The sequence below is a fragment of the Bradyrhizobium sp. SZCCHNS2022 genome (assembly GCF_032377575.1).
Classification (GTDB): domain Bacteria; phylum Pseudomonadota; class Alphaproteobacteria; order Rhizobiales; family Xanthobacteraceae; genus Bradyrhizobium; species Bradyrhizobium aeschynomenes.
In genome coordinates this window covers 2835820-2854850 of record NZ_JAUHHZ010000001.1, presented here as the reverse complement: position 1 = coordinate 2854850, position 19031 = coordinate 2835820, and the positions used below count along the sequence as shown (strand labels likewise).

General features: G+C 68.3%; 10 protein-coding genes. 2 read left to right on the top strand and 8 right to left on the bottom strand.

Going from position 1 to position 19031, the window contains the following annotated elements; all coding sequences use genetic code 11:
• The first annotated feature begins 17 nt into the window (after nt 1-17).
• Both QXZ94_RS12670 and QXZ94_RS12665 read left to right on the top strand, forming a co-directional pair.
• Nucleotides 18-3161, top strand: coding sequence for an efflux RND transporter permease subunit (locus QXZ94_RS12670; protein WP_315720685.1), 3144 nt, complete (start codon nt 18-20; stop codon nt 3159-3161).
• An 863-nt stretch (nt 3162-4024) separates the two neighbouring features.
• Complete coding sequence (locus QXZ94_RS12665; protein ID WP_315720684.1) at nt 4025-4930, top strand: methionyl-tRNA formyltransferase; 906 nt, start codon at nt 4025-4027, stop codon at nt 4928-4930.
• Here the strand turns inward: QXZ94_RS12665 and QXZ94_RS12660 are convergent.
• Genes QXZ94_RS12660 through QXZ94_RS12625 form a run of 8 tightly spaced genes read right to left on the bottom strand, consistent with a single transcriptional unit; the run spans nt 4921 to nt 19027 of the window.
• Nucleotides 4921-5805: a class I SAM-dependent methyltransferase gene (locus tag QXZ94_RS12660; protein ID WP_315720683.1), complete on the bottom strand. Its 885-nt coding sequence runs from the start codon at nt 5803-5805 to the stop codon at nt 4921-4923. The two genes, QXZ94_RS12665 and QXZ94_RS12660, sit on opposite strands and share 10 nt — an antisense overlap.
• 12 nt (nt 5806-5817) lie before the next feature.
• On the bottom strand, nt 5818-6705 hold the full coding sequence (locus tag QXZ94_RS12655; RefSeq protein WP_315720682.1) for a class I SAM-dependent methyltransferase: 888 nt from the start codon (nt 6703-6705) through the stop codon (nt 5818-5820).
• Entirely contained in the window at nt 6702-14393 is a 7692-nt protein-coding gene (locus QXZ94_RS12650; RefSeq protein ID WP_315720681.1) for a non-ribosomal peptide synthetase, read from the bottom strand. Before QXZ94_RS12650 ends, QXZ94_RS12655 begins: the two co-directional genes overlap by 4 nt.
• Nucleotides 14390-16222 (bottom strand): amino acid adenylation domain-containing protein, encoded by a 1833-nt coding sequence (locus QXZ94_RS12645; RefSeq protein ID WP_315720680.1) that lies wholly within the window; start codon nt 16220-16222, stop codon nt 14390-14392. Before QXZ94_RS12645 ends, QXZ94_RS12650 begins: the two co-directional genes overlap by 4 nt.
• Before the next feature lie 3 nt (nt 16223-16225).
• The gene (locus QXZ94_RS12640; protein WP_315720679.1) at nt 16226-16510 is read right to left on the bottom strand and encodes a hypothetical protein; all 285 of its coding nucleotides are present in this window, start codon (nt 16508-16510) and stop codon (nt 16226-16228) included.
• A gap of 11 nt (nt 16511-16521) precedes the next feature.
• On the bottom strand, nt 16522-16986 hold the full coding sequence (locus QXZ94_RS12635) for a hypothetical protein (protein WP_315720678.1): 465 nt from the start codon (nt 16984-16986) through the stop codon (nt 16522-16524).
• Nucleotides 16983-18209: an ArsA family ATPase gene (locus tag QXZ94_RS12630; protein WP_315720677.1), complete on the bottom strand. Its 1227-nt coding sequence runs from the start codon at nt 18207-18209 to the stop codon at nt 16983-16985. Before QXZ94_RS12630 ends, QXZ94_RS12635 begins: the two co-directional genes overlap by 4 nt.
• Nucleotides 18206-19027, bottom strand: coding sequence for a thioesterase II family protein (locus QXZ94_RS12625; protein WP_315720676.1), 822 nt, complete (start codon nt 19025-19027; stop codon nt 18206-18208). Before QXZ94_RS12625 ends, QXZ94_RS12630 begins: the two co-directional genes overlap by 4 nt.
• Nucleotides 19028-19031 lie beyond the last annotated feature (4 nt).

The window sequence follows — 19031 nt, the reverse complement described above, 5'->3', positions numbered from 1 at the left end:
CCCGGAGACCATCCGTCATGTCACGCTTCTTCATCGCACGTCCGATCTTTGCCTGGGTCGTGGCGATCTTCATCTGTCTCGGCGGCATCCTGTCGATTCCGTTCTTGCCCGTCGCGCAATACCCGATCATCGCGCCGCCCTCGATCTCGATCTCGACCGCTTATCCCGGCGCATCGACCGAGAACCTCTATTACAGCGTCACGCGTCTGATCGAGGAGGAGCTGAACGGCGCCTCCGGAATTCTGAACTACGAATCGACCAGCGACACCACCGGCGAGGTCGAGATCATCGCCCAGTTCAAGCCGGGCACTGACATCGAGCTCGCGGCCGTCGACGTCCAGAACCGCATCAAGCGCATCGAGCCGCGTCTGCCCGAGGCGGTGCGCAAGCAGGGCATCGTCATTCTCGAGGCCTCGAGCGCCATCCTTCAGTTCGTCACGCTGACCTCGACCGACGGCAGTCTCGACGAGATCGGTCTCGGCGACGTCGCGACGCGCTACGTTCTCCCGGAGCTGCGCCGCCTGCCGGGCGTCGGCCGCGCCCGCTTGTTTGCGACCGAGCGCGCGATGCGCATCTGGCTCGATCCCGACAAGCTGCTCGGACTCGGTTTGACCGCGCAGGACGTCGACGCCGCGATCGCTGCGCAGAACTCGCAGGTCGCCTCCGGCATCCTCGGCGTGCCGCCGTCACCATCGAGCCAGCGCACCCAGAACATGGTGCTGGTCAAGGGACAGCTGGAATCGCCGGAGGAGTTCGGCAACATCGTGCTGCGCGCCAACCTCAACGGCTCCACCGTGAAGCTGTCCGACGTGGCGAAGATCGAGGTCGGCGGCCTGACCTACGCCTTCTCGTCCTGGCTGGACGGCAAGCCGGCGGCCGCCGTCGCCGTGCAGCTGGCGCCGACCGGCAATGCGCTCGCGACCGCCAAGGCGGTCAAGACGCGGATGGCCGAGCTCGCGGGCTTCTTCCCGCCCGGAGTGAAATACGAGGTCTCCTACGACATCACCCCGGTCATCGCCGCCTCGGTCAAGAAGGTGCTGATGACCCTGGGCGAGGCGGTGATCCTCGTCTTCCTGGTGATGTTCCTGTTCCTTCAGAACATCCGCTACACGCTGATCCCGACCATCGTGGTGCCGATCGCGCTGCTCGGCACCTGCGCGGTGCTGCTCAGCCTCGGCTTCTCCATCAATGTGCTGACGATGTTCGGCATGGTGCTCGCGATCGGCATCCTGGTCGACGACGCGATCGTCGTCGTCGAGAACGTCGAGCGCATCATGGCGGAGGAGGGGCTGTCGCCTGTTGAGGCGACCGTCAAGGCGATGGAGCAGATCACCGGCGCCGTCATCGGCATCACCCTGGTGCTGATGGCGGTATTCGTGCCGATGGCCTTTTTTCCCGGCTCGGTCGGCATCATGTATCAGCAGTTCTCGGCGTCCATGGTGGTGTCGATCGGCTTCTCCGCCTTCCTGGCCCTGTCGTTGACTCCTGCGCTGTGCGCGACCCTGCTCAAGCCGATCGAGAAGGGCCATGGCCACGCCAAAGGCGGCTTCTTCGGCTGGTTCAACCGCTGGTTCGGGCGGGTGACGGAGCGCTACACCGGCGCGACGCGCTGGGTCGTGGCGCGCGGTGGCCGCTTCATGCTCATCTACGTGCTGCTGCTGGCCGGGCTCGGCTATTCGTTGTGGCGGTTGCCGGGCGGCTTCCTGCCGGTCGACGACCAGGGCTTCGTGATGGTCGACGTGCTGACGCCGGCCGACGCCAGCACCAACCGCACGCTCGATGTGATCAAGACAGTCGAGAAGAAGCTTGCCGAAACGTCCGGCATCGACACGGTATCGTTCATCGCCGGCTTCAGCTTCTATGGACAGGGCTCCAACACGGCTCAGGCCTTCGTCACCTTGAAGGACTGGTCGGAGCGCGGCCGCAACGAGAGCGCCGATGCCTTGATCGCGCGGCTCAATCCGGAGCTGGCGAAGATCAGGGACGCCGAGGTGTCGGTGCTGGCGCCGCCGCCGATCGACAATCTCGGCAACACCTCGGGCTTCAGCTTCCGTTTGCAGGATCGCTCGCAGCGCGGCTACGACGCCCTGATGGCGGCGAAGGACCAGTTGTTCGCGGCCGCCGCCGCTTCGCCGGTGCTCGGCAAGCTCAGCGTCGAAGGCTTGCCGCCGGCGCCGCTGGTTCGGCTCGAGATCGACCGCGCCAAGGCCGCCGCGCTCGGCGTGACCTTTGCCGCGATCAACGGCGCGTTGTCGACCAGCCTCGGCTCGAACTACATCAACGACTTCCTGAACCTCGGGCGCATGCAGCGCGTCATCGTTCAGGCCAATGACGACAAGCGGACCAAGCCCGAGCATCTACTCACCTATAGCGTGCGCAACAATGCCGGCGAGATGGTGCCGTTCTCGTCGTTCTCGCGCATCGCCTGGTCGGTCGGGCCGACGCAAGTGGTGGGCTTCGACGGCTATCCGTCGGTGCGCATCACCGGCAATCCGAAGCCCGGCTATACCTCGGGCGACGCGATCGCCGAGATGGAGCGGCTGATGGGCACCTTGCCGAAGGGATTCGGCTACGCCTGGACCGGGCAGTCGCTGCAGGAGAAGCTCGCCGGATCGCAAGCCGTCTTCCTGCTCGGCCTGTCGATCCTGTTCGTCTTCCTGTGCCTTGCCGCGTTGTATGAAAGCTGGGCGATCCCGTTTGCCGTGATGCTCGCGGTGCCGCTCGGACTGATCGGATCGGTCGCAGCGGCCTGGCTGCGCGGACTGCCGAACGACGTCTATTTCACGGTGGGCGTCATCACCATCATCGGCCTGTCGGCCAAGAACGCCATTCTCATCATCGAGTTCGCCAAGGACCTGCGGGCCCGTGGCACGCCGCTGATCGAGGCGACGGTGACGGCCTGCGAGCTCCGCTTCCGGCCGATCATCATGACGTCGCTGGCCTTCATCCTCGGCGTCGTGCCGCTGGTGATCGCGACCGGCGCGAGCGGCGCGAGCCAGCAGGCGCTCGGCACCGGCGTGCTCGGCGGCATGATCACGGCGACCTTCCTCGCCGTGTTCTGGGTGCCGGTGTTCTTCGTGATGGTGATCCGCTTCTTCACCCGCGACAAGGCGACGGTCGCGCCGGCCGCCAAGGAGCAACTGCCCTCCGCGGCGCATTAAGGCCTTGGCGACAGACTTCCGAGGCGCGCGGCTCTTGCGCGTCTCAAGTCGCGACGAACCGACCGGTGCAAGGGGCAGGGCCGCTGGTCCAGCACACGCCAATGTCATCCCGGCGCACGCCTGCCGGGTTGATCGGAAACAGTACGTTCCGAATTCTTGCGACTTATACTGTCGCAGGACCGTCGGGCGCGGTGTGAGCGCCGGCCGAGTTGGTCTCTGCCCGACGGCCAATCTCCGCATCGCGGCCATGCGCCAACTGCCCGTCGTGCCAGTTTGTCGCGGACTCATCACTTGTGTCGTCGGGCAAATCACATCCACATTTCCGCGCATCCGGGCCCGCCAAGAGGGACGTTTCGCGATCGTCACGAACGTCGGGTCCGAGATGCGGTGGGCGCGTCGGTCTGCAGCCTGGTTTCGGCCGGGCGGACGAACGGAGCGATGCGACGGCGAAATCGTGTGGTCCTGGCCTCCCGGTGCCGAGGTCAAGTGGACGGGGATGATGACCCGTTCGCGATGGGGGCAATCAAGCCGGTCCCCAAGGAGAGCACGTATAAGCCGCTCAACCATCGCGCAGGGAAGGCCGGGATGTCCCAGCCGAACCTGTGGTTCCTACCCCGTGCATTTTTCTCTGCACGGGGGCCATGGGGGCGGCAGGCTCCCGGCCTTCCCTGCGCCTCTTCTTAGCAGGAGAGGACGAACCAGATGCAAAAGCCCGGGCGTCGTCGCTGCGGGATCGCGATGGCTTGCCTTCGATGTTTGACACCGGTGAAGTTGCGTCATGAGACGGGATGCGCCGACTCGCGCCCTGCGCTAAGTCGGTACGGCGCGTGCGAGGCGCGCACAGATGGAGGCAGCAGATTGCGATGGAGCGCGCCCAGATCGCCATTCTCGGCAGCTCGGTGCCGAGCTTCGAGCTCGCCGATGCGCTGATCGCCGACGGATGTGATATCTGCGCGATCGTGCCGCCGCGTGGCACGCTCGGCAGCGGGGTGGAACGGCGCGCCGCGTCGCGCAGGCTGCCGCTGGTCGATGTCGGTCCGTCAATCAATGATCCCGCGACGATGGCGAAGCTGCGGGCGCTCGGCGCCGACCTGTTCGTGAACTGGGGTCATCCCGAGCGCTTTGCCGAGGAGCTGCTCGCGCTGCCGCGGCTCGGCGTCCTCAACCTGCATCCCGGCGAGATCCCCGGCGCGCGCGGGCTCGAGCCGGTGTTCGCGGCGATCCTCGAAGGCTGGCCTGCGATCACCCAGACGGCGCATCTGATGAGCGCTGCGTTCGACGACGGGCCGATCATCCGCACCCGCCGCATCGCGATCGATGACGCGCCGTATCGCGACGTCGTCGAGGAACGGCTGCGCGACGGCGCGGTCGGCTTCTATCAGGGCGCGGTGCAGGCCGTGCTCGCCGGCGCGCGCGGGATGCCGGGAACGGGGCCGCGGCGCTATTTCGGCAAGCTCAAGCCGGATGACGATGTGTTGTGCTGGCACCAGCCGCGCGCGGCGGTGCTGCGGCGGCTGCGAGCGCTGAGCCCGTTCAAGCCCGCACGGTGCTTCGTCGCCGGCCACGACGCGCCGCTGCTGATCTGGCGGGCCGAGCCGAGCGGCTACGCCGCCGCGGATGCTCCGGCGGGGCGCGTGATGGCGGCGCATGACGGTGAGCTGCTGGTCGCCGCTGCCGACGGGTCCGTTCGCATCACGGAGCATGAGCGTCCGCCGGCGCTGGCCTTGGCCAGTCTGGTCGGCGCGCAGCTGACGGGTGATCAGCGCTGAGGACGCAGCCGGCTCGCCAGCATCGAGCGCTTGCGCGCGCGCAGGATGCGATAGGACAGGTGGCCTTCGGTCATCGCGACCTGCATCTGCGAGCCGGGCCGGGCCATCACGAGGTCGAGCACGCGCGCGTCGGACTGCTCGGTGGCAGCGCAGGCCTCGGCGGGCGACACGGTGCCGAAGCCTTCGAGCTGCGAGTCGCCTTCGGCTGCGCGAGCCAGCATCACGTTCGGCGTGATGTCGCGATCGCTGAGCACGTCGAGCCCGCAGGCGCTCATCTCGGCCCGGCGCGCCGTCACCTCGTCGCGATCGAACACGTCGGTGTAGAGGAACGTGCCGCCCGGCCGCAGCACCCGCGCCACCTCGGCAAAGAAGCGCGTGATGTGAGGGTAGCAATGCGAGCTCTCGACATTGGTGACGACGTCGAAGCTCTGGTCGGGAAACGGCAATTGCTCGGCATCGCCTTCGAGGAAGCGGCTGCGCGGCGCATCGACGGCGCGCCGGCAGAATGCGATGTTCTCTGGCGTGAGATCGAGGCCGGTGACCTCGCGGGGTTGGAAGTAGCTCAGCAGCGTGTGCACCGTGCCGCCGCGGCCGCAGCCGACGTCGAGCACGTCGCGGCCGGCGAGCTCGGTGTCGCCGACCAGCTCCAGGATCAGCCGCACCGAGCTGGCATTGACCGCATCGGGCCGCGGCAGGATGCCGGCCTCGTCCTGGCCGGACGGCAGGTAGCCCCAGTTCATGAACAGGCTGACCTCGCCGAACGGCAGGCTGTCGACGCGCCGGTTCCAATAGCCGTAGAACCGCTGAATGCGCGACTTGAAGGCCTCGGGCGCGGTGGCCTTGTCGGGCAGATCATAGACGTCGTCATCGGACATCGTCACGCCTCGTTACAGCTCGATGCAGTCGGCAACCTTGCGCAGCCGCAGGATGCGATATTCGAAGCGGCCGTCCTCGATATGATCGAAGAACTCCGAGCCCTCGGGAGCAAGGAAGTAGCTCATCAAGGCGGCGCGCGTCGGGTCGGCGGCGCCGGGTTGCTCCGCGTTGAAGGCACGCAGCTGCACCTGCGCGGCCTCGCGCCTTGCAGCCAGCACGTTGGCGGTGATGTCGCGATCGGCCTCGATCACGAAGCCATTGGCGGTGAGGAAATCGCGCGCATGCCCGAACTGGCCCGGCTGCAGCAGGTCGGTGTAGGCGAAATGGCCGCCGTGCCGGAGCACGCGATTGACCTCGCGATAGAAGCGGTCGATGTCCGGATAGGCGTTGGAGGATTCGATGTTGGTGACGAGATCGAAGCTGCAGTCGCCGAAGGCGAGGTCCTCGGCATCGCCCTGGAAGAAGCGCAGGTGCGGATCGGCGTGCGTCTGCTTGCAATGGGCAATGCTGCGGGGATTGAGGTCGACGCCGGTCAGGCTGCGCGGCGCGCAGCGCGCGGCCAGCGTCGCCAGCGTGCCGCCGCGGCCGCAGCCGACGTCGAGCACGTCCAGGCCGTCGACGCTGATCGGCCCGAGCAGCTCCAGCACCAGCCGCACGGCATGGCGGTCGAGCATCGCTGCCGGCAGGCTGCCGCGCCAGTCGTCCGGGCGGCCCTCGACCGGCAGGTAGCCCCAGTTGAAGAACTGCACATAGCCGTCGAGGCTGCTGTCGGAGAGGTAGGTGTTGAGCCCATTGTAGAAGTCGATCACGCGCGACTTCAATTCGGCTGGCGCCACGCCCAGCCGCTCGCCGAGACCCGGCGCGGCGTCTGGTCCGAGCTGATCGTGTGGGCTGCTCATCGCAAACTCCGCCTGCGGTCGACCAGCGCGTGGCGGCGGCGCTCGGCGCGGTCCCCGACCTCGGGACTGTCGGCCGCATTGGCCGCCTCGTGGGTGGCGAGCTTGGCCTGGTCCGCAATCGTGGTGGCGCGGAACAGATCGATCAGCGCGAGGTCGCGGCCGAAATGGGTGTTGATGCGATGGAGCAGCCGGACCAGCAGCAGCGAATGGCCACCGGCGTCGAAGAAGTTGGTGGCGCGGTCGATGCGCTCGCGTTGCAGCAGCTCCTGCCACATTCCATGCACTGCACGCTCGGCATCGCCGGCAGGTGCAGCCGCTTCGCTCTGCTCCGGCGCGGATGCGATGGGCGGCAAGGCGCGGCGGTCGATCTTGCCGGTGCCGGCCAGCGGCATCCGCTCCAGCACCGCGATCTGGCCGGGGATCATGTAGTCCGGCAGCAGCCGGGACAGATGCAGCTTCAGCTCGGGGCCGATGCTGCGGCCGAGCGCGGTCTGCAGGGGATCGTTGGAGAGCTCGGCCCACGGCTTCGTCGTCCGCGCGGCCTCCAGCGGAGAGACGGGGCGAACGTCGCCGCGAGGATAAAGCAGCAGGTCGAACACGCCATCGCCGGCGCGCTCGGACAGCGCGAAATCGACCGCGAAGCCGGCGGCGGCCGCGGCCTCCGCGAGCTGCTCGGGATGCGGGGCCTCGGCCGGCGGCGCGACCTCGGGGTCGATGCCGGCAAGCAGCCGCAGATCCTCGCTCAGCCGGCCATCAGGCACGCCGGTGATGCAGAGCGCGGGATGCGCCCGCGCGGCGCCGATCATCGCTGCGACCGGATCGGCGGCATCGAGGGCCGTCCAGGCGACGCTCGCAGGAGAGCCCAGACCAGGGGCGGCGGCGGTGTCGATCACCACCTCGTAGCGGTACTTGGTCAGCTCATTCACCGCCATGCCGCGCTTCGCGGCGAGCCGAACCGCGGCGCCGTGCTCGGCGGCGATGCGGGTGAAGTAGGCGGGATCGAGCACCAGCTCCTTGTCGAAGCGGATGCGGTTGGCCGCGCGCGCGAGAACGGCAGGCCCGCCGAGCGCGTGCTGCCGGGCCTCCACGGAGACCGCGAACAGGCGCTGCAACGGCAGCGACCGGATGTCGCCGAGATAGATCCGCCCTGATGGCGCAAGGCATTCGAACGCGCCGTCGAGGACACGGCGCAGATAGTCACGGCTCGGGAAGTACTGAACGATGGAGTTGAGAATGACGAGATCGAAATGGCCGGGCGGCACACCGTCGAAATTGTCGGCCTCGCGCTGCTCGATCGTGACATGGGTCCAGCCGCTTTGGCGCGCCAGCTCACGCGTGCCGGCAACGGCCTGCGGGGAGAAGTCGGTGCCGTGATAGGTCTCCACCCGATCGGCGAGGCCGCGCAGCAGCAGCCCGGTGCCGCAGCCGATCTCCAGCACGCGGCGTGGCCCCAAGGCCAGCAGCGCCTCCGTCGTCCTTGCCTGCCATTCGCGCATCTCGGCCACCACGATCGGCCGGCCGGTGTAGCTGTCGTGCCAGCCGGCGAGATCGGCATCCGCCGCATCGGACTCAGGCGCGTAGGTGATCTCGTACAGCTCACGCCAGTCGGACACGAAGGCCTGCCCATGCTGCTGGTGCTGCGCAGTCGCAACGTCGGGCTTCAAGGTGACGTAGGCATCGAGAAACTTGTCCTCGTCCTTGGTCCGCACCACGACGGCAGCCTCGGCGACGGCGGGATGGCACGCGAGCGCGAGCTCGATCTCCTCGATCTCGATGCGATGGCCGCGGATCTTGACCTGGTTGTCGCGCCGGCCGACGAACTCGATGGCGTCGTTCGGATCGAGCCGCACGAGATCGCCGCTGCGATAGAGCCTGACGCCGTCGGGCGCGGTGACGAAGCGGGCGTCGGTCGCGGCCGGATCGCCGAGATAGCCCTTGGCGAGGCCGCTGCCGCCGATGCAGAGTTCGCCGGGCATGCCGGCCGGCACCGGCCTCAGATCGGCGTCGAGGATGCGGCAGATCACGCCGGGCAGCGGCCGTCCGATCGGCACCGTGGCGGCGCGATCGGTGAGCTGGCCGATCGGATGGAAGGTTGCGAAGGTCGTGGTCTCCGTCGGACCGTAGACATGGAGCAGGCGGGCCGGCGGAGCGGCCGCGAGCACGCTGCGGACATGGTCGGCATTGACGGCCTCGCCGCCGAACAGCACGAGCCGCAGCGGCGCGAAGGCGGCCGGCTTCAACTGAGCGACCTGGTTGAACAGCGCGGTGGTCAGGAACATGACCGAGACGGCGCGCGCCTGCAGATCGCGGGCGAGCGCATCGGGATCGAGCAGGGTCTGCTTGTCGAGCATCGCGACGCAGCCGCCATTGAGCAGCGCGCCCCAGATCTCGAAGGTGGCGGCATCGAAGGACAGCGGCGCGGCCTGGGCGATGCGATCGTCGGCCGTGAGCGTCGCGTAGTCGGTGTCGAGCACGAGATTGGCGACGGCACCCTGCGGCACCAGGATGGCCTTCGGCGTGCCGGTCGATCCGGAGGTGAAATTGACATAGGCCGGGCTGTCGGCGCCGATCAGCTGCGGCGCGGGCAGCGCTGCACCGGCAAGCTCGCCCACTTCGTCCGCGACGACGATGCGGAGCGCGGCGTCGATCCGCATCAGGACGTCGCGCATCGCGCGGCTCGCGACGACATGGCGAACGCCGGCCTGACGCAACATCAGCGCAAGCCGCGCCTCGGGGAGCGCGGGATCGAGCGGCAGATAGGCGCCGCCGGCGCGGATCACGGCGAGCAGCATGACGACGGCATCGACCGAGCGCTCGGCGACAACACCGACGATGTCGCCGTTCCGGACACCACCGGCCACGAGCCGTTCGCCGAGCGCGCGGCTTGCCGCCTCGAGCGCGGCATAGCTCAGCGTGCGGCCGTCGCTGCTCTCGATTGCGATGCGCTCACCATGGGTGGCCGCAATGGTCTCGAAGCGGGCCGCAAGACCCGTGTCGCCACCGGGCGGCGCACGCGGCCGTTCCAGGACATGCTGCTGCGTCCGCAGGTCGGAGGGCGAGGCGACGACCAGCGACGGCAAGGGGGTGTCCGGCGCATCCAGCGCCGCGGCCAGCAGAGCCACGAATTGAGCCGCGAGTCGGCTCGCCGTGGCTTCCGTGAACAGATCGCTGGCGTAGACCAGCAGGCCCGCGATGGCGCCGTCGCGTTCGAACAAATGCGTCTCGATGTCGAACCGCGTGGTACGGATATCGACCGCGAACGGCGTTGCCTCGATGCCGGGAATAATGAGGCGGTCATCGGTCGCATTCTGGAGCGCGAATGCGACCTGCACCAGCGGATTGCGCGCGGGATCACGGTCGGGCTGCAGGCGCTCCACGAGCTGCTCGAACGGCAGGTCCTGGTTCTGATAGGCCTCCAGCGCGACGCCGCGCACGCGCGACACCAGCGCTTCCAGCGAGGGCGCGCCGGAGAGGTCGAGCCGCAGCGCCAGCGTGTTGACGAAGAAGCCGATCAGCTCCTCGGTCTCGTGATGCTGGCGATTGGCGATCGGGCTGGCCACCGCAAAATCATCCTGCGCGGCGGCGCGTCCGATGACGGCACCGTAGACCGCGAGCAGCACCATGAACGGCGTCGCGTTGCAGCGCTCGGACAGGGCTTTCACGCGCGCCGTGGTCGCTGCGTCGATCATGATCGGAACGATGCCGCCGCGATAGGACTGCCGGGCCGGACGTCGGTGGTCGAGCGGCAGGCGCAGCTCGGGCAGATCAGCCAGACGGGCCGACCAGGCCTCGAGCTGCTCGCGTGCGCGAGCGCCGGAGAACCAGTCACGCTGCCATGCGGCGAAATCGGCGTAGCGCAGCGGCAATGGACGCAAGGTGGCGCCGCTCGTGAGCAGCGACAGCTCGCGGGCCAGCACCGTCAGCGACCAGCCATCGCACGAGATATGGTGCATGGTCAGCGCCAGGACGGCGCGGTCATTCGTCGTCAGGATCAAGGTGCCGCGCAGCAGAGGAGGCTGCGTCAGATCGAAAGGTTCGAGCGCTGCGGCGGCGACCACAGCGCGTGCCCGTGTGAGCGCATCGGGCCGGCCGCGCAGATCCACTGTGCGCAGCGGACAGGGCATCGGCGCCAGCGGCTCCTGCCAGGACTGGCCATCGCGCTCGCCGATCCGGCTGCGCAGCGGCTCATGACGAGCGACGACGTGATCGAGCGCGGCCTGCAGCCTGGCGACATCGAGCGGCCCGTCGAGCTGATAGGCAACCGGCACGTTGTAGCCCGCCGTACCAGGGTCGAGCCGCTCCAGGAACCAGAGCCGCTGTTGCGCAAAGGACAGCGGCGCGGCGCCGGTGCCGGCCCTGCCGGCGATGACCTCGCGGGTGTCCGGAGCAGCGGGCGTACCATCGGCGATGGCCGCGGCAAGGAGGCGCGGCGTCGGCTGCTCGAACAGCAGTCGCAACGGTGCGATGAGGCCGCGGCGCTGCGACAATTGCGCAAGGACGCGGGTCGCGAGCAGGGAATGTCCGCCATTCTCGAAGAAGTCGCTGTCGCGTCCGATCGGCCGCGCCAGCAGCTGCGACCAGATCGCGATGATCTCGCTTTCGAGATCGTCAGCGGAGCCGGCATTGGTATCGGGCACCGTCGCGGGCCTCATCAGCCGCAGGGCCACGCGGTCGATCTTGCCATGCTCGCTGACGGGCATGCGCGCGACCAGAGTGATGCGTGCCGGGATCATGTAGTCCGGCAGCTCCTGGCGAAGCCAGCGCAGCACCGCCGCGGTCTCGTGAGTTGCATCCGAAAGCGTGACGAAGGCCTGGAGCGACTTGTCCTCATCGTCGCCCTGCACGATCACGACAGCCTCGGCGACGGCGGGATGGAACGCGAGCGCGAGCTCGATCTCCTCGATCTCGATGCGATGACCGCGGATCTTGACCTGGTTGTCGCGGCGGCCGACGAACTCGATGGTGTCGTTCGGATCGAGCCGCACGAGATCGCCGCTGCGGTACAGCCTGACGCCGTCGGGCGCGGTGACGAAGCGGGCGTCGGTCGCGACCGGATCGCCGAGATAGCCCGTGGCAAGGCCGCTGCCGCCGATGCAGAGCTCGCCGGGCATGCCGGCCGGCACCGGCTTCAGATCGGTGTCGAGGATACGGCAGATCACGCCGGGCAGCGGCCGCCCGATCGGCACCGTGGCGGCGCGATCGGTGAGCTGGCCGACCGGATGGAAGGTCGCGAAGGTCGTGGTCTCCGTCGGGCCGTAGACATGGAGCAGGCGGGCCGGCGGAGCGGCCGCGAGCACGCTGCGGACATGGTCGGCATTGACGGCCTCGCCGCCGAACAGCACGAGCCGCAGCGGCGCGAAGGCGGCCGGCTTCAACTGAGCGACCTGGTTGAACAGCGCGGTGGTCAGGAACATGACCGAGACGGCGCGCGCCTGCAGATCGCGGGCGAGCGCATCGGGATCGAGCAGGGTCTGCTTGTCGAGCATCGCGACGCAGCCGCCATTGAGCAGCGCGCCCCAGATCTCGAAGGTGGCGGCATCGAAGGACAGCGGCGCGGCCTGGGCGATGCGATCGTCGGCCGTGAGCGCCGCGTAGTCGGTGTCGAGCACGAGATTGGCGACGGCGCCCTGCGGCACCAGGATGGCCTTGGGCGTGCCGGTCGAGCCGGAGGTGAAGTTGACATAGGCCGGGCTGTCGGCGCCGATCAGCCGCGGCGCGGGCAGCGCTGCATCGGCAAGCTCGCCCACTTCGTCCGCGACGACGATGCGGAGCGCGCCGTCGATCCGCATCAGGACGTCGCGCATCGTACTGGTCGCCACGACATGGCGAACGCCGGCCTGACGCAGCATCAGCGCAAGCCGCGCCTCGGGGAGCGCGGGATCGAGCGGCAGATAGGCGCCGCCGGCGCGGATCACGGCGAGCAGCATGACGACGGCCTCGACCGAGCGCTCGGCGACAACGCCGACGATGTCGCCGTTCCGGACACCAGCGGCCACGAGCCGTTCGCCGAGCGCGCGGCTCGCCGCCTCGAGCGCGGCATAGCTCAGCGTGCGGCCGTCGCTGCTCTCGATTGCGATGCGCTCACCATGGGCGGCCGCAATGGTCTCGAAGCGAGCCGCAAGACCCGTGTCGCCGCCGGGCGGCGCACGCGGCCGTTCCAGGACATGCTGCTGCGTCCGCAGGTCGGAGGGCGAGTCCAGCGGCAGATCGGCGACGAGGCTGTCGGGCGCAGCAATGCACGCGTCGAGCAGGTGCACATAGCGGCGCAGCCATCGTGCCGCGCCATCGCGTGTGAAACTGTCGCTGCGCGCCGTAAGCATCAGGCGCAGACCATCCGGCTCGCCCGCATCCGCCCCGATCAGCGCGAGTTCGCTGTCCGGCGCAGGCTCCAGCAGTGCCGATGTGGCGTGGCCGGCGAGTGGCCAGACGTGCAGTTCGAGATCGAAACGGGTGGTGCCGCGCTCGAAGCCGACGATCCCGACGTCGACATTGTCCAGCAGGAGCGGGGTGTCGGGTGTGGCCTGATAGGCGAAGCTCGTCAGCGCGGGCTCGGCGAGCAGGACCGAGTGCGAAGGATCATTCGACGACTCGGCGCCTGCGGCGTCGAGCGCAGCGGCGAGCCCGTCATGCACCTGGCTCAGCAGCTCCGTAAAGCGCATCGACGAGCCGCAGGACGCCGTAACCAGGAGCGTATCGACGTGGAAGCCGATCTGCTCGCCCAATTCGGGATCGCGACGGCCTGCAGCCGGCACGGCGACAATGGGCGTGGAGCTCGCCGACAGACGCGCGACCAGCAGAGTGTGCACCGCCAGCAGGACGGTTGCGATGCTGGTGCGGCGCTGTCGCGCGACAGCACGGACGCGCGCGTGCAGGCCCGCCGGAAGCCGCGTCGCCAGCGTATGGCCGTCGTGAGGCCGGCCATGGGGACGAACCGCATCGTGCGGCACCGGCGCCGGGGGTATGTCGGGGAGTGCCGGCGGCCGGCCCAGCGCAATCGTCGCGGATGGACCGGATTGTGCCTTGTGTGCCGCAGAGCGCCACGGCTGCCCAGCCAGACGCGCGCGATAGGCGGCCGACAGATCGCGGCAGAACAGCGCGTGCGACCAGCCGTCGGTGACGATGTGGTGGATGAGGTGGATGAGCAGATGATCATCGTCCGCGAAGCGGACCAGAGTGGCGCTCAGCAGCGGTGGCTGGTCGAGCGCGATCGCGCGTTGCGAGAGGCGGGAGGCCAGGTCGCGCGCGACAGTGTCCCGCTCACCGGGCGCGATCTGCGAACGGTCGAGCTGCGTGATCCGGAACGGAGATGGCGCCGCGATGAACCGCTCCGGCTCACCATTGATCTCGCGAAAGCCGGTCCGCAGCGCGTCATGCCCGGCGACGACATCGCTGACCGCAGCTTCGAGCGCACCGGCATCGAGCCGGCCCGACAGGCGGTAGGCGGCCGAGACGTTGTAAGGTGCCTCGTCCGGTGCGAGCCGGTTGGCAAACCACAGTCGCTTCTCGGCGCTCGAAAGACGCGAGACATCGCGCAGGTGAGCGATGATGCCGGCGTGATCGGCTGCGATCGCGTCGCGCAGCTGCGCGGTCAGCGCGCCGGGAGGGGCCCGAAACCGCAGCTGATCGCCGTCCAGGAACAGCGCGATGCCGCGGCTCTTCAGGGTGGCGAGAAGCGAGGCTGCGGTCACAGCACGCCGGCCTCAAAGGGGGCGGCCATGTCGGCGAGGCGCCGCGCCACGCCGCGGACGGTCGCATCGGCGTAGAGATCCTGCAGCGTGCCCTCCCAGCCGAGCTGTGTGCGCAACTGCCCGAGGAGGCGCATGGCCAGCAGCGAGTCGCCGCCGAGATCAAAGAAGTCGTCGTCGAGGCTTCCCGGCGCAAGCTTGAGGACGGACGTGAACAAGGCGGCGACCGCCGCCTGATCGCGGTCGTCGTAGCGAGGCTCGACGCTACCGCCTGCGGCGGCCGCCACATGCGCGAGCAATGCATCACGATCGACCTTGCCGTTGGCCGACAGCGGAAATGACGGCACGATCACGATCCGCGCCGGCACCATTGGCGGCGGAAGCTCGGCCTGCAGCCGGGAGCGGAGTTGGGATTCGAATCCGTTGGACTTGGCCGAAGTCGTGACGAACGCATGGAGTCTGACGTCTCCGGGCGACAGCTCCGCGGCCAGCACGACGGCGCCGCGAACGCCGTCGATGGCCTCGAGATGGCGTGCGACCGCACCGGGCTCGACGCGATGGCCGCGGATCTTGAGCTGCGCGTCGAGGCGGTCAAGGAAGATCAACGAGCCGTCGCGCTGCATGCGGACGCTGTCGCCGCTGCGATACATGCGTCCCTGGGGACGGAAAGGATCCGGCCGGAAGCGTTGCTGCGTCAGCTCGGGATCGCCGAGATAGCCGGTGGCGACGGCTTCGCCGCCGATCCAGAGCTCGCCTGCCGTGCCGAGCGCAACCGGCTGCTGATCGGAATCGAGCACGTAGCAGGACGTTCCGGCAATGGGACCGCCGATCGAGAAAGGCTCAGTCGGGCGGGCGTCTGCGGTGAAGCGGGCGGCCGTCGTGTAGACCGCCGTCTCCGTCGGTCCGTAGCAATGCACGATCGCGCGGGCGCCGCCATCGAGCACCCGACACGCGGCCTCGGCGCTGCCGCGTTCGCCGCCGGTCAGGACCTCGACGCCGGCAAGAGCCGCGGGACGATCCTCGGCAATGCGGTTGAACAGGCCGGTCGTGATGAACGTCGTGGTGACGCCGTGACGGTGCACCAGCTCGGCGATGCTGTCAGGTGTCGGAGGCGCATCCGGATGCAGCACGATGCGGGCGCCGGCCGCGAGGAACGGCCAGAGGTCGAAGACCGCGGCATCGAAGCTCGGTGGCGAAAGTGCCAACGCGACGCTGTTGCTGTCGATCGCGGCGTAGGAAGGCGACACCATCAGCCGCGTGACGTTGTCATGGCGGACCACGACGCCCTTGGGATGGCCGGTCGAGCCCGAGGTGAAGATCACATAGGCCGTATCCGATGCGCATGCGACCGGCGGCACAGCAGGCTTGCCGCGAATGTCGCCGGTTCCGATCAGGCGATCCCGCCATTCGGCACCGAGCTGCAGCGGAGATCGGGCATCGGCAACAATCAGCGCGGGCTGAGCTGCCGCGAGGACGGTCTCGGTGAAAGACCGGGGATAGTGCGGCGCGATCGGGACGTAGCCGCAGCCGGCATCGAGCACGCCGAGCAGCAGAGCGGGAAGATCGAGGTCGCGGCCGGAAAGCACGGCAATCAGGTCGCCGCGCCGCGCGCCGCGCGCGGTCAAGGCGGCGCGGACCTGATCGGCGCGATCGATCAGCTCGGCGTAAGTCATGCAGCCTGCAGCGCCGATCACTGCCGGTGCTCCCGGCGACCTTGCGGCCGCCGCGCGTACCAGCTCGCCAACGGTGCCACGCTCCGGCGCCGGATGGTCGTGCCGGGCCAGCGACAGCTCAGGGTCCACGGTCATGCGCGAGCCGCCGATCCGGGCCATGTCCTACTCGACGGGAACGCGTTGCGGACGGCGCTCCTTCGGGCCGCTCTCGGCGCGCTGCTCTTCCTTCTCGACCACGGCGAGCAGGCCGCGCAGCAGCTCGGCCTCGCTGCGCAGGATGTGCTTGCGCATGATCTGCACGCTCTCGGCGCGTCCGGCCAGCAGCGGCCCGAGCACCTGGTTGATGGCGGCTTGCGCATAATGCAGCAGCGGCTGCAGGTCGATGCCCTTCAGTCCGAGCGTCGCGGCGTCGACGGTGGCGTCGTCCTTGTCATGAGCCTCGGTCATGGTCGGTCCTTTCAAGAATCCTTGGTGGGGAAGGGGGTGGGACGGGACGGCATTGCGGTCCGCAGCTCGGTCGCCGTGGAGACGGTCGGCCTGATCTGCTGGGCCAGCGTGGCCGATTCAGTGGCTGCTGCCGTCGCGGTGGCGATCGCCTGCGCGCGGCTGGTATGGACCGGGCTGATGCTGGCGGATGTGGTCGGCGACGGCGGCGGGCTGGCCGGAGCAGGGGCCGGTGTTGCCGCAGCCGCGCGCGCACGAGTCCCCGGCGGCGGTGCGGACGGCTTGTGCAACTTGCCGATCAGGTTCTCGACCACCGCGAGCTGGCCCTTGTAGAGCTCGGCCTGAGCCTTCAGAGCCTGCTCCAGCAAGGTTCGCATCGCCGAATTGTGCGTGTCGGCGACGTCGCGCAATTCATCTTTCAGGTTTTCCGACGTCTCCAGGGCCCGTTTCAGGAACGGGAAGCTTCCGCGACTGATCATGAATGCGCATCCTTTCTGAATGTGATCTCGAGTGCATCGCCGTTCATCTTTGCGCCCGCGGTCTGCATCGCTACCAGGGCGCGGGGTAGCAGGATGACGCGCTTGAACGTTCCGATCCGGATGAAGAGATCCTCGTTGTCCCTGGAGATCTCCACCTTGTCCTTCGGTGCGAACCGCAGCTGCACCGACAGCCTGTGCTCATTGTCGGAGACCTTGGTGAAGCCGAACGGCGCCGTGGCCACACGCACCTCGGCCGGATCGGCATCGCCATAGAGCTGAGCGCCGAACTCCTCCAGCCGTTCGACCCCGACCACCTCGCTCCGCTGAAACGGAATGGTCGCGATCGGCACCGGATCGAAATAGCTATGCACCGTCTCGATCATTGCGGTCTGCCGCTCCACCCAGTGCGAGAAGTAGCCGTCGCCTTTCGGCAGCATGCGATTAACGACGACGGTGTCAATGGCGATCCCGTAGAGGTTGAAGTACATGTAGGCCCGCTGCGTCTCACGGACCACCATCTGGTCGGGTACGGTGACCAGCCGCAGCGAGGTGATGGTGGGGTCGTGCAGCATCGTCTCGACACCCTCGAGCTTCTCGAACAGGCTCTGCAGCGCGGCGAAATAGCCGTCCTCGGGCAGCATCATGGACTCGCCGCCGAATTTCTTGGCAATCGGTCGCAGGACGCTGGCGACGCGGCGGTCGATCTTCAGCCGCTTGCGCACATACCAATCGATCGAGCCGATGATCGAGACGAAGCGGAGCGACTCGCTGGTCGGCGGGCAATCGACGACGATGACGTCATAGGTGCCCTCGCGGGCATATTGGTTGATGTGGAGGAGGGCGATGATGTCCTCCATGCCCGGCATGATTGCTGCCTCCTCGGCGACGATGCCGTCGAGCCCGCCCCCCATCAGCAGGTAGGCGATGTACTTGTAGACATCACCCCAGTTGCGCTGCATCTCCTCCTGGACGTCGATCTCCTGGAAATCGAGGTTGTCGCGCACCTTCACGGGCTGCCCGCGCGCCGTGCTGAACAGCTCCTCGCTCATGTTGAAGCTGTCGGCGAGGCTGTGCGCGAGATCGAACGACATCACGATGGTCTTGCGGCCGCTCGCGGCCAGAGCGACGGCCGTCGCGGCGGCGACGGTGGTCTTGCCGACGCCGCCCTTGCCCGAGACCATGATGATGCGCGGCTTAGCGCGCGAAGGTGCAGTCCCCGTCATGAAATGCGCAACTCCGAAGCTGTGGGACCACGCGCGCAGGATGGGTCGCGCAGTCGTTCCGCGATGGCGCGGGCGATCAACGCCACGACGGCCGGCATCGCGTGATGAATGAAGAAGTGGTTGCCGTCGAACATCTCACAGGTGAGAGGCTGCGACGTCATGGCCTGCCAGCTCTGAAGCTCGGGCAGGCCGGCAATGGGATCGCTGCGGCCGCCGATGGCCAGGATCGGACAGGCGAGTGCCGGACGAGGACGCCAATCATAGGTCTCGCACAGCTTGAAATCGGCGCGCAGCGCGGGCAGCACCAGCGCGAGCAATTCCGGCTCCTCCAGCAGCACTGCGGGCAGGCCGCCAAGCTCCATGACGGCGGCCAGAAAATCCGCGTCCGCAAGATGAGAGATGACGGGAAACCGGCGCGGCAGGTTGGGCGAGCCATGGCCAGATATGATCACCAGCTCCGGTCCCGGCAGACCGCGGTGCTGCAGCGCCTGCGCCAGCTCATAGGCGAGCATCGCGCCCATGCTGTGCCCGAACAGCGCATAGGGCCGGTCGAGCCAGGGCGCGATGGCGGGAACGAGCTGCGCGATCAGCATCCGCGCATCGTCGATGGCGGGCTCCATGATGCGGCGCTCGCGGCCGGGCAGGTGCACCGGCGAGAACGCGATCGAGCCCGGCAGTCTCGCGGGCCATTCGCCGAAGCTCGCGGCATTGCCGCCGGCGAATGGCAGCGCGAACAGGCGCAGCCGGCGCGTCGTCTCGGGATCGCCGCCGATCCAGGTGCGGCCCGGCGCGCTCCGAGTGCCGGAAGTGGCTGGCATCCCG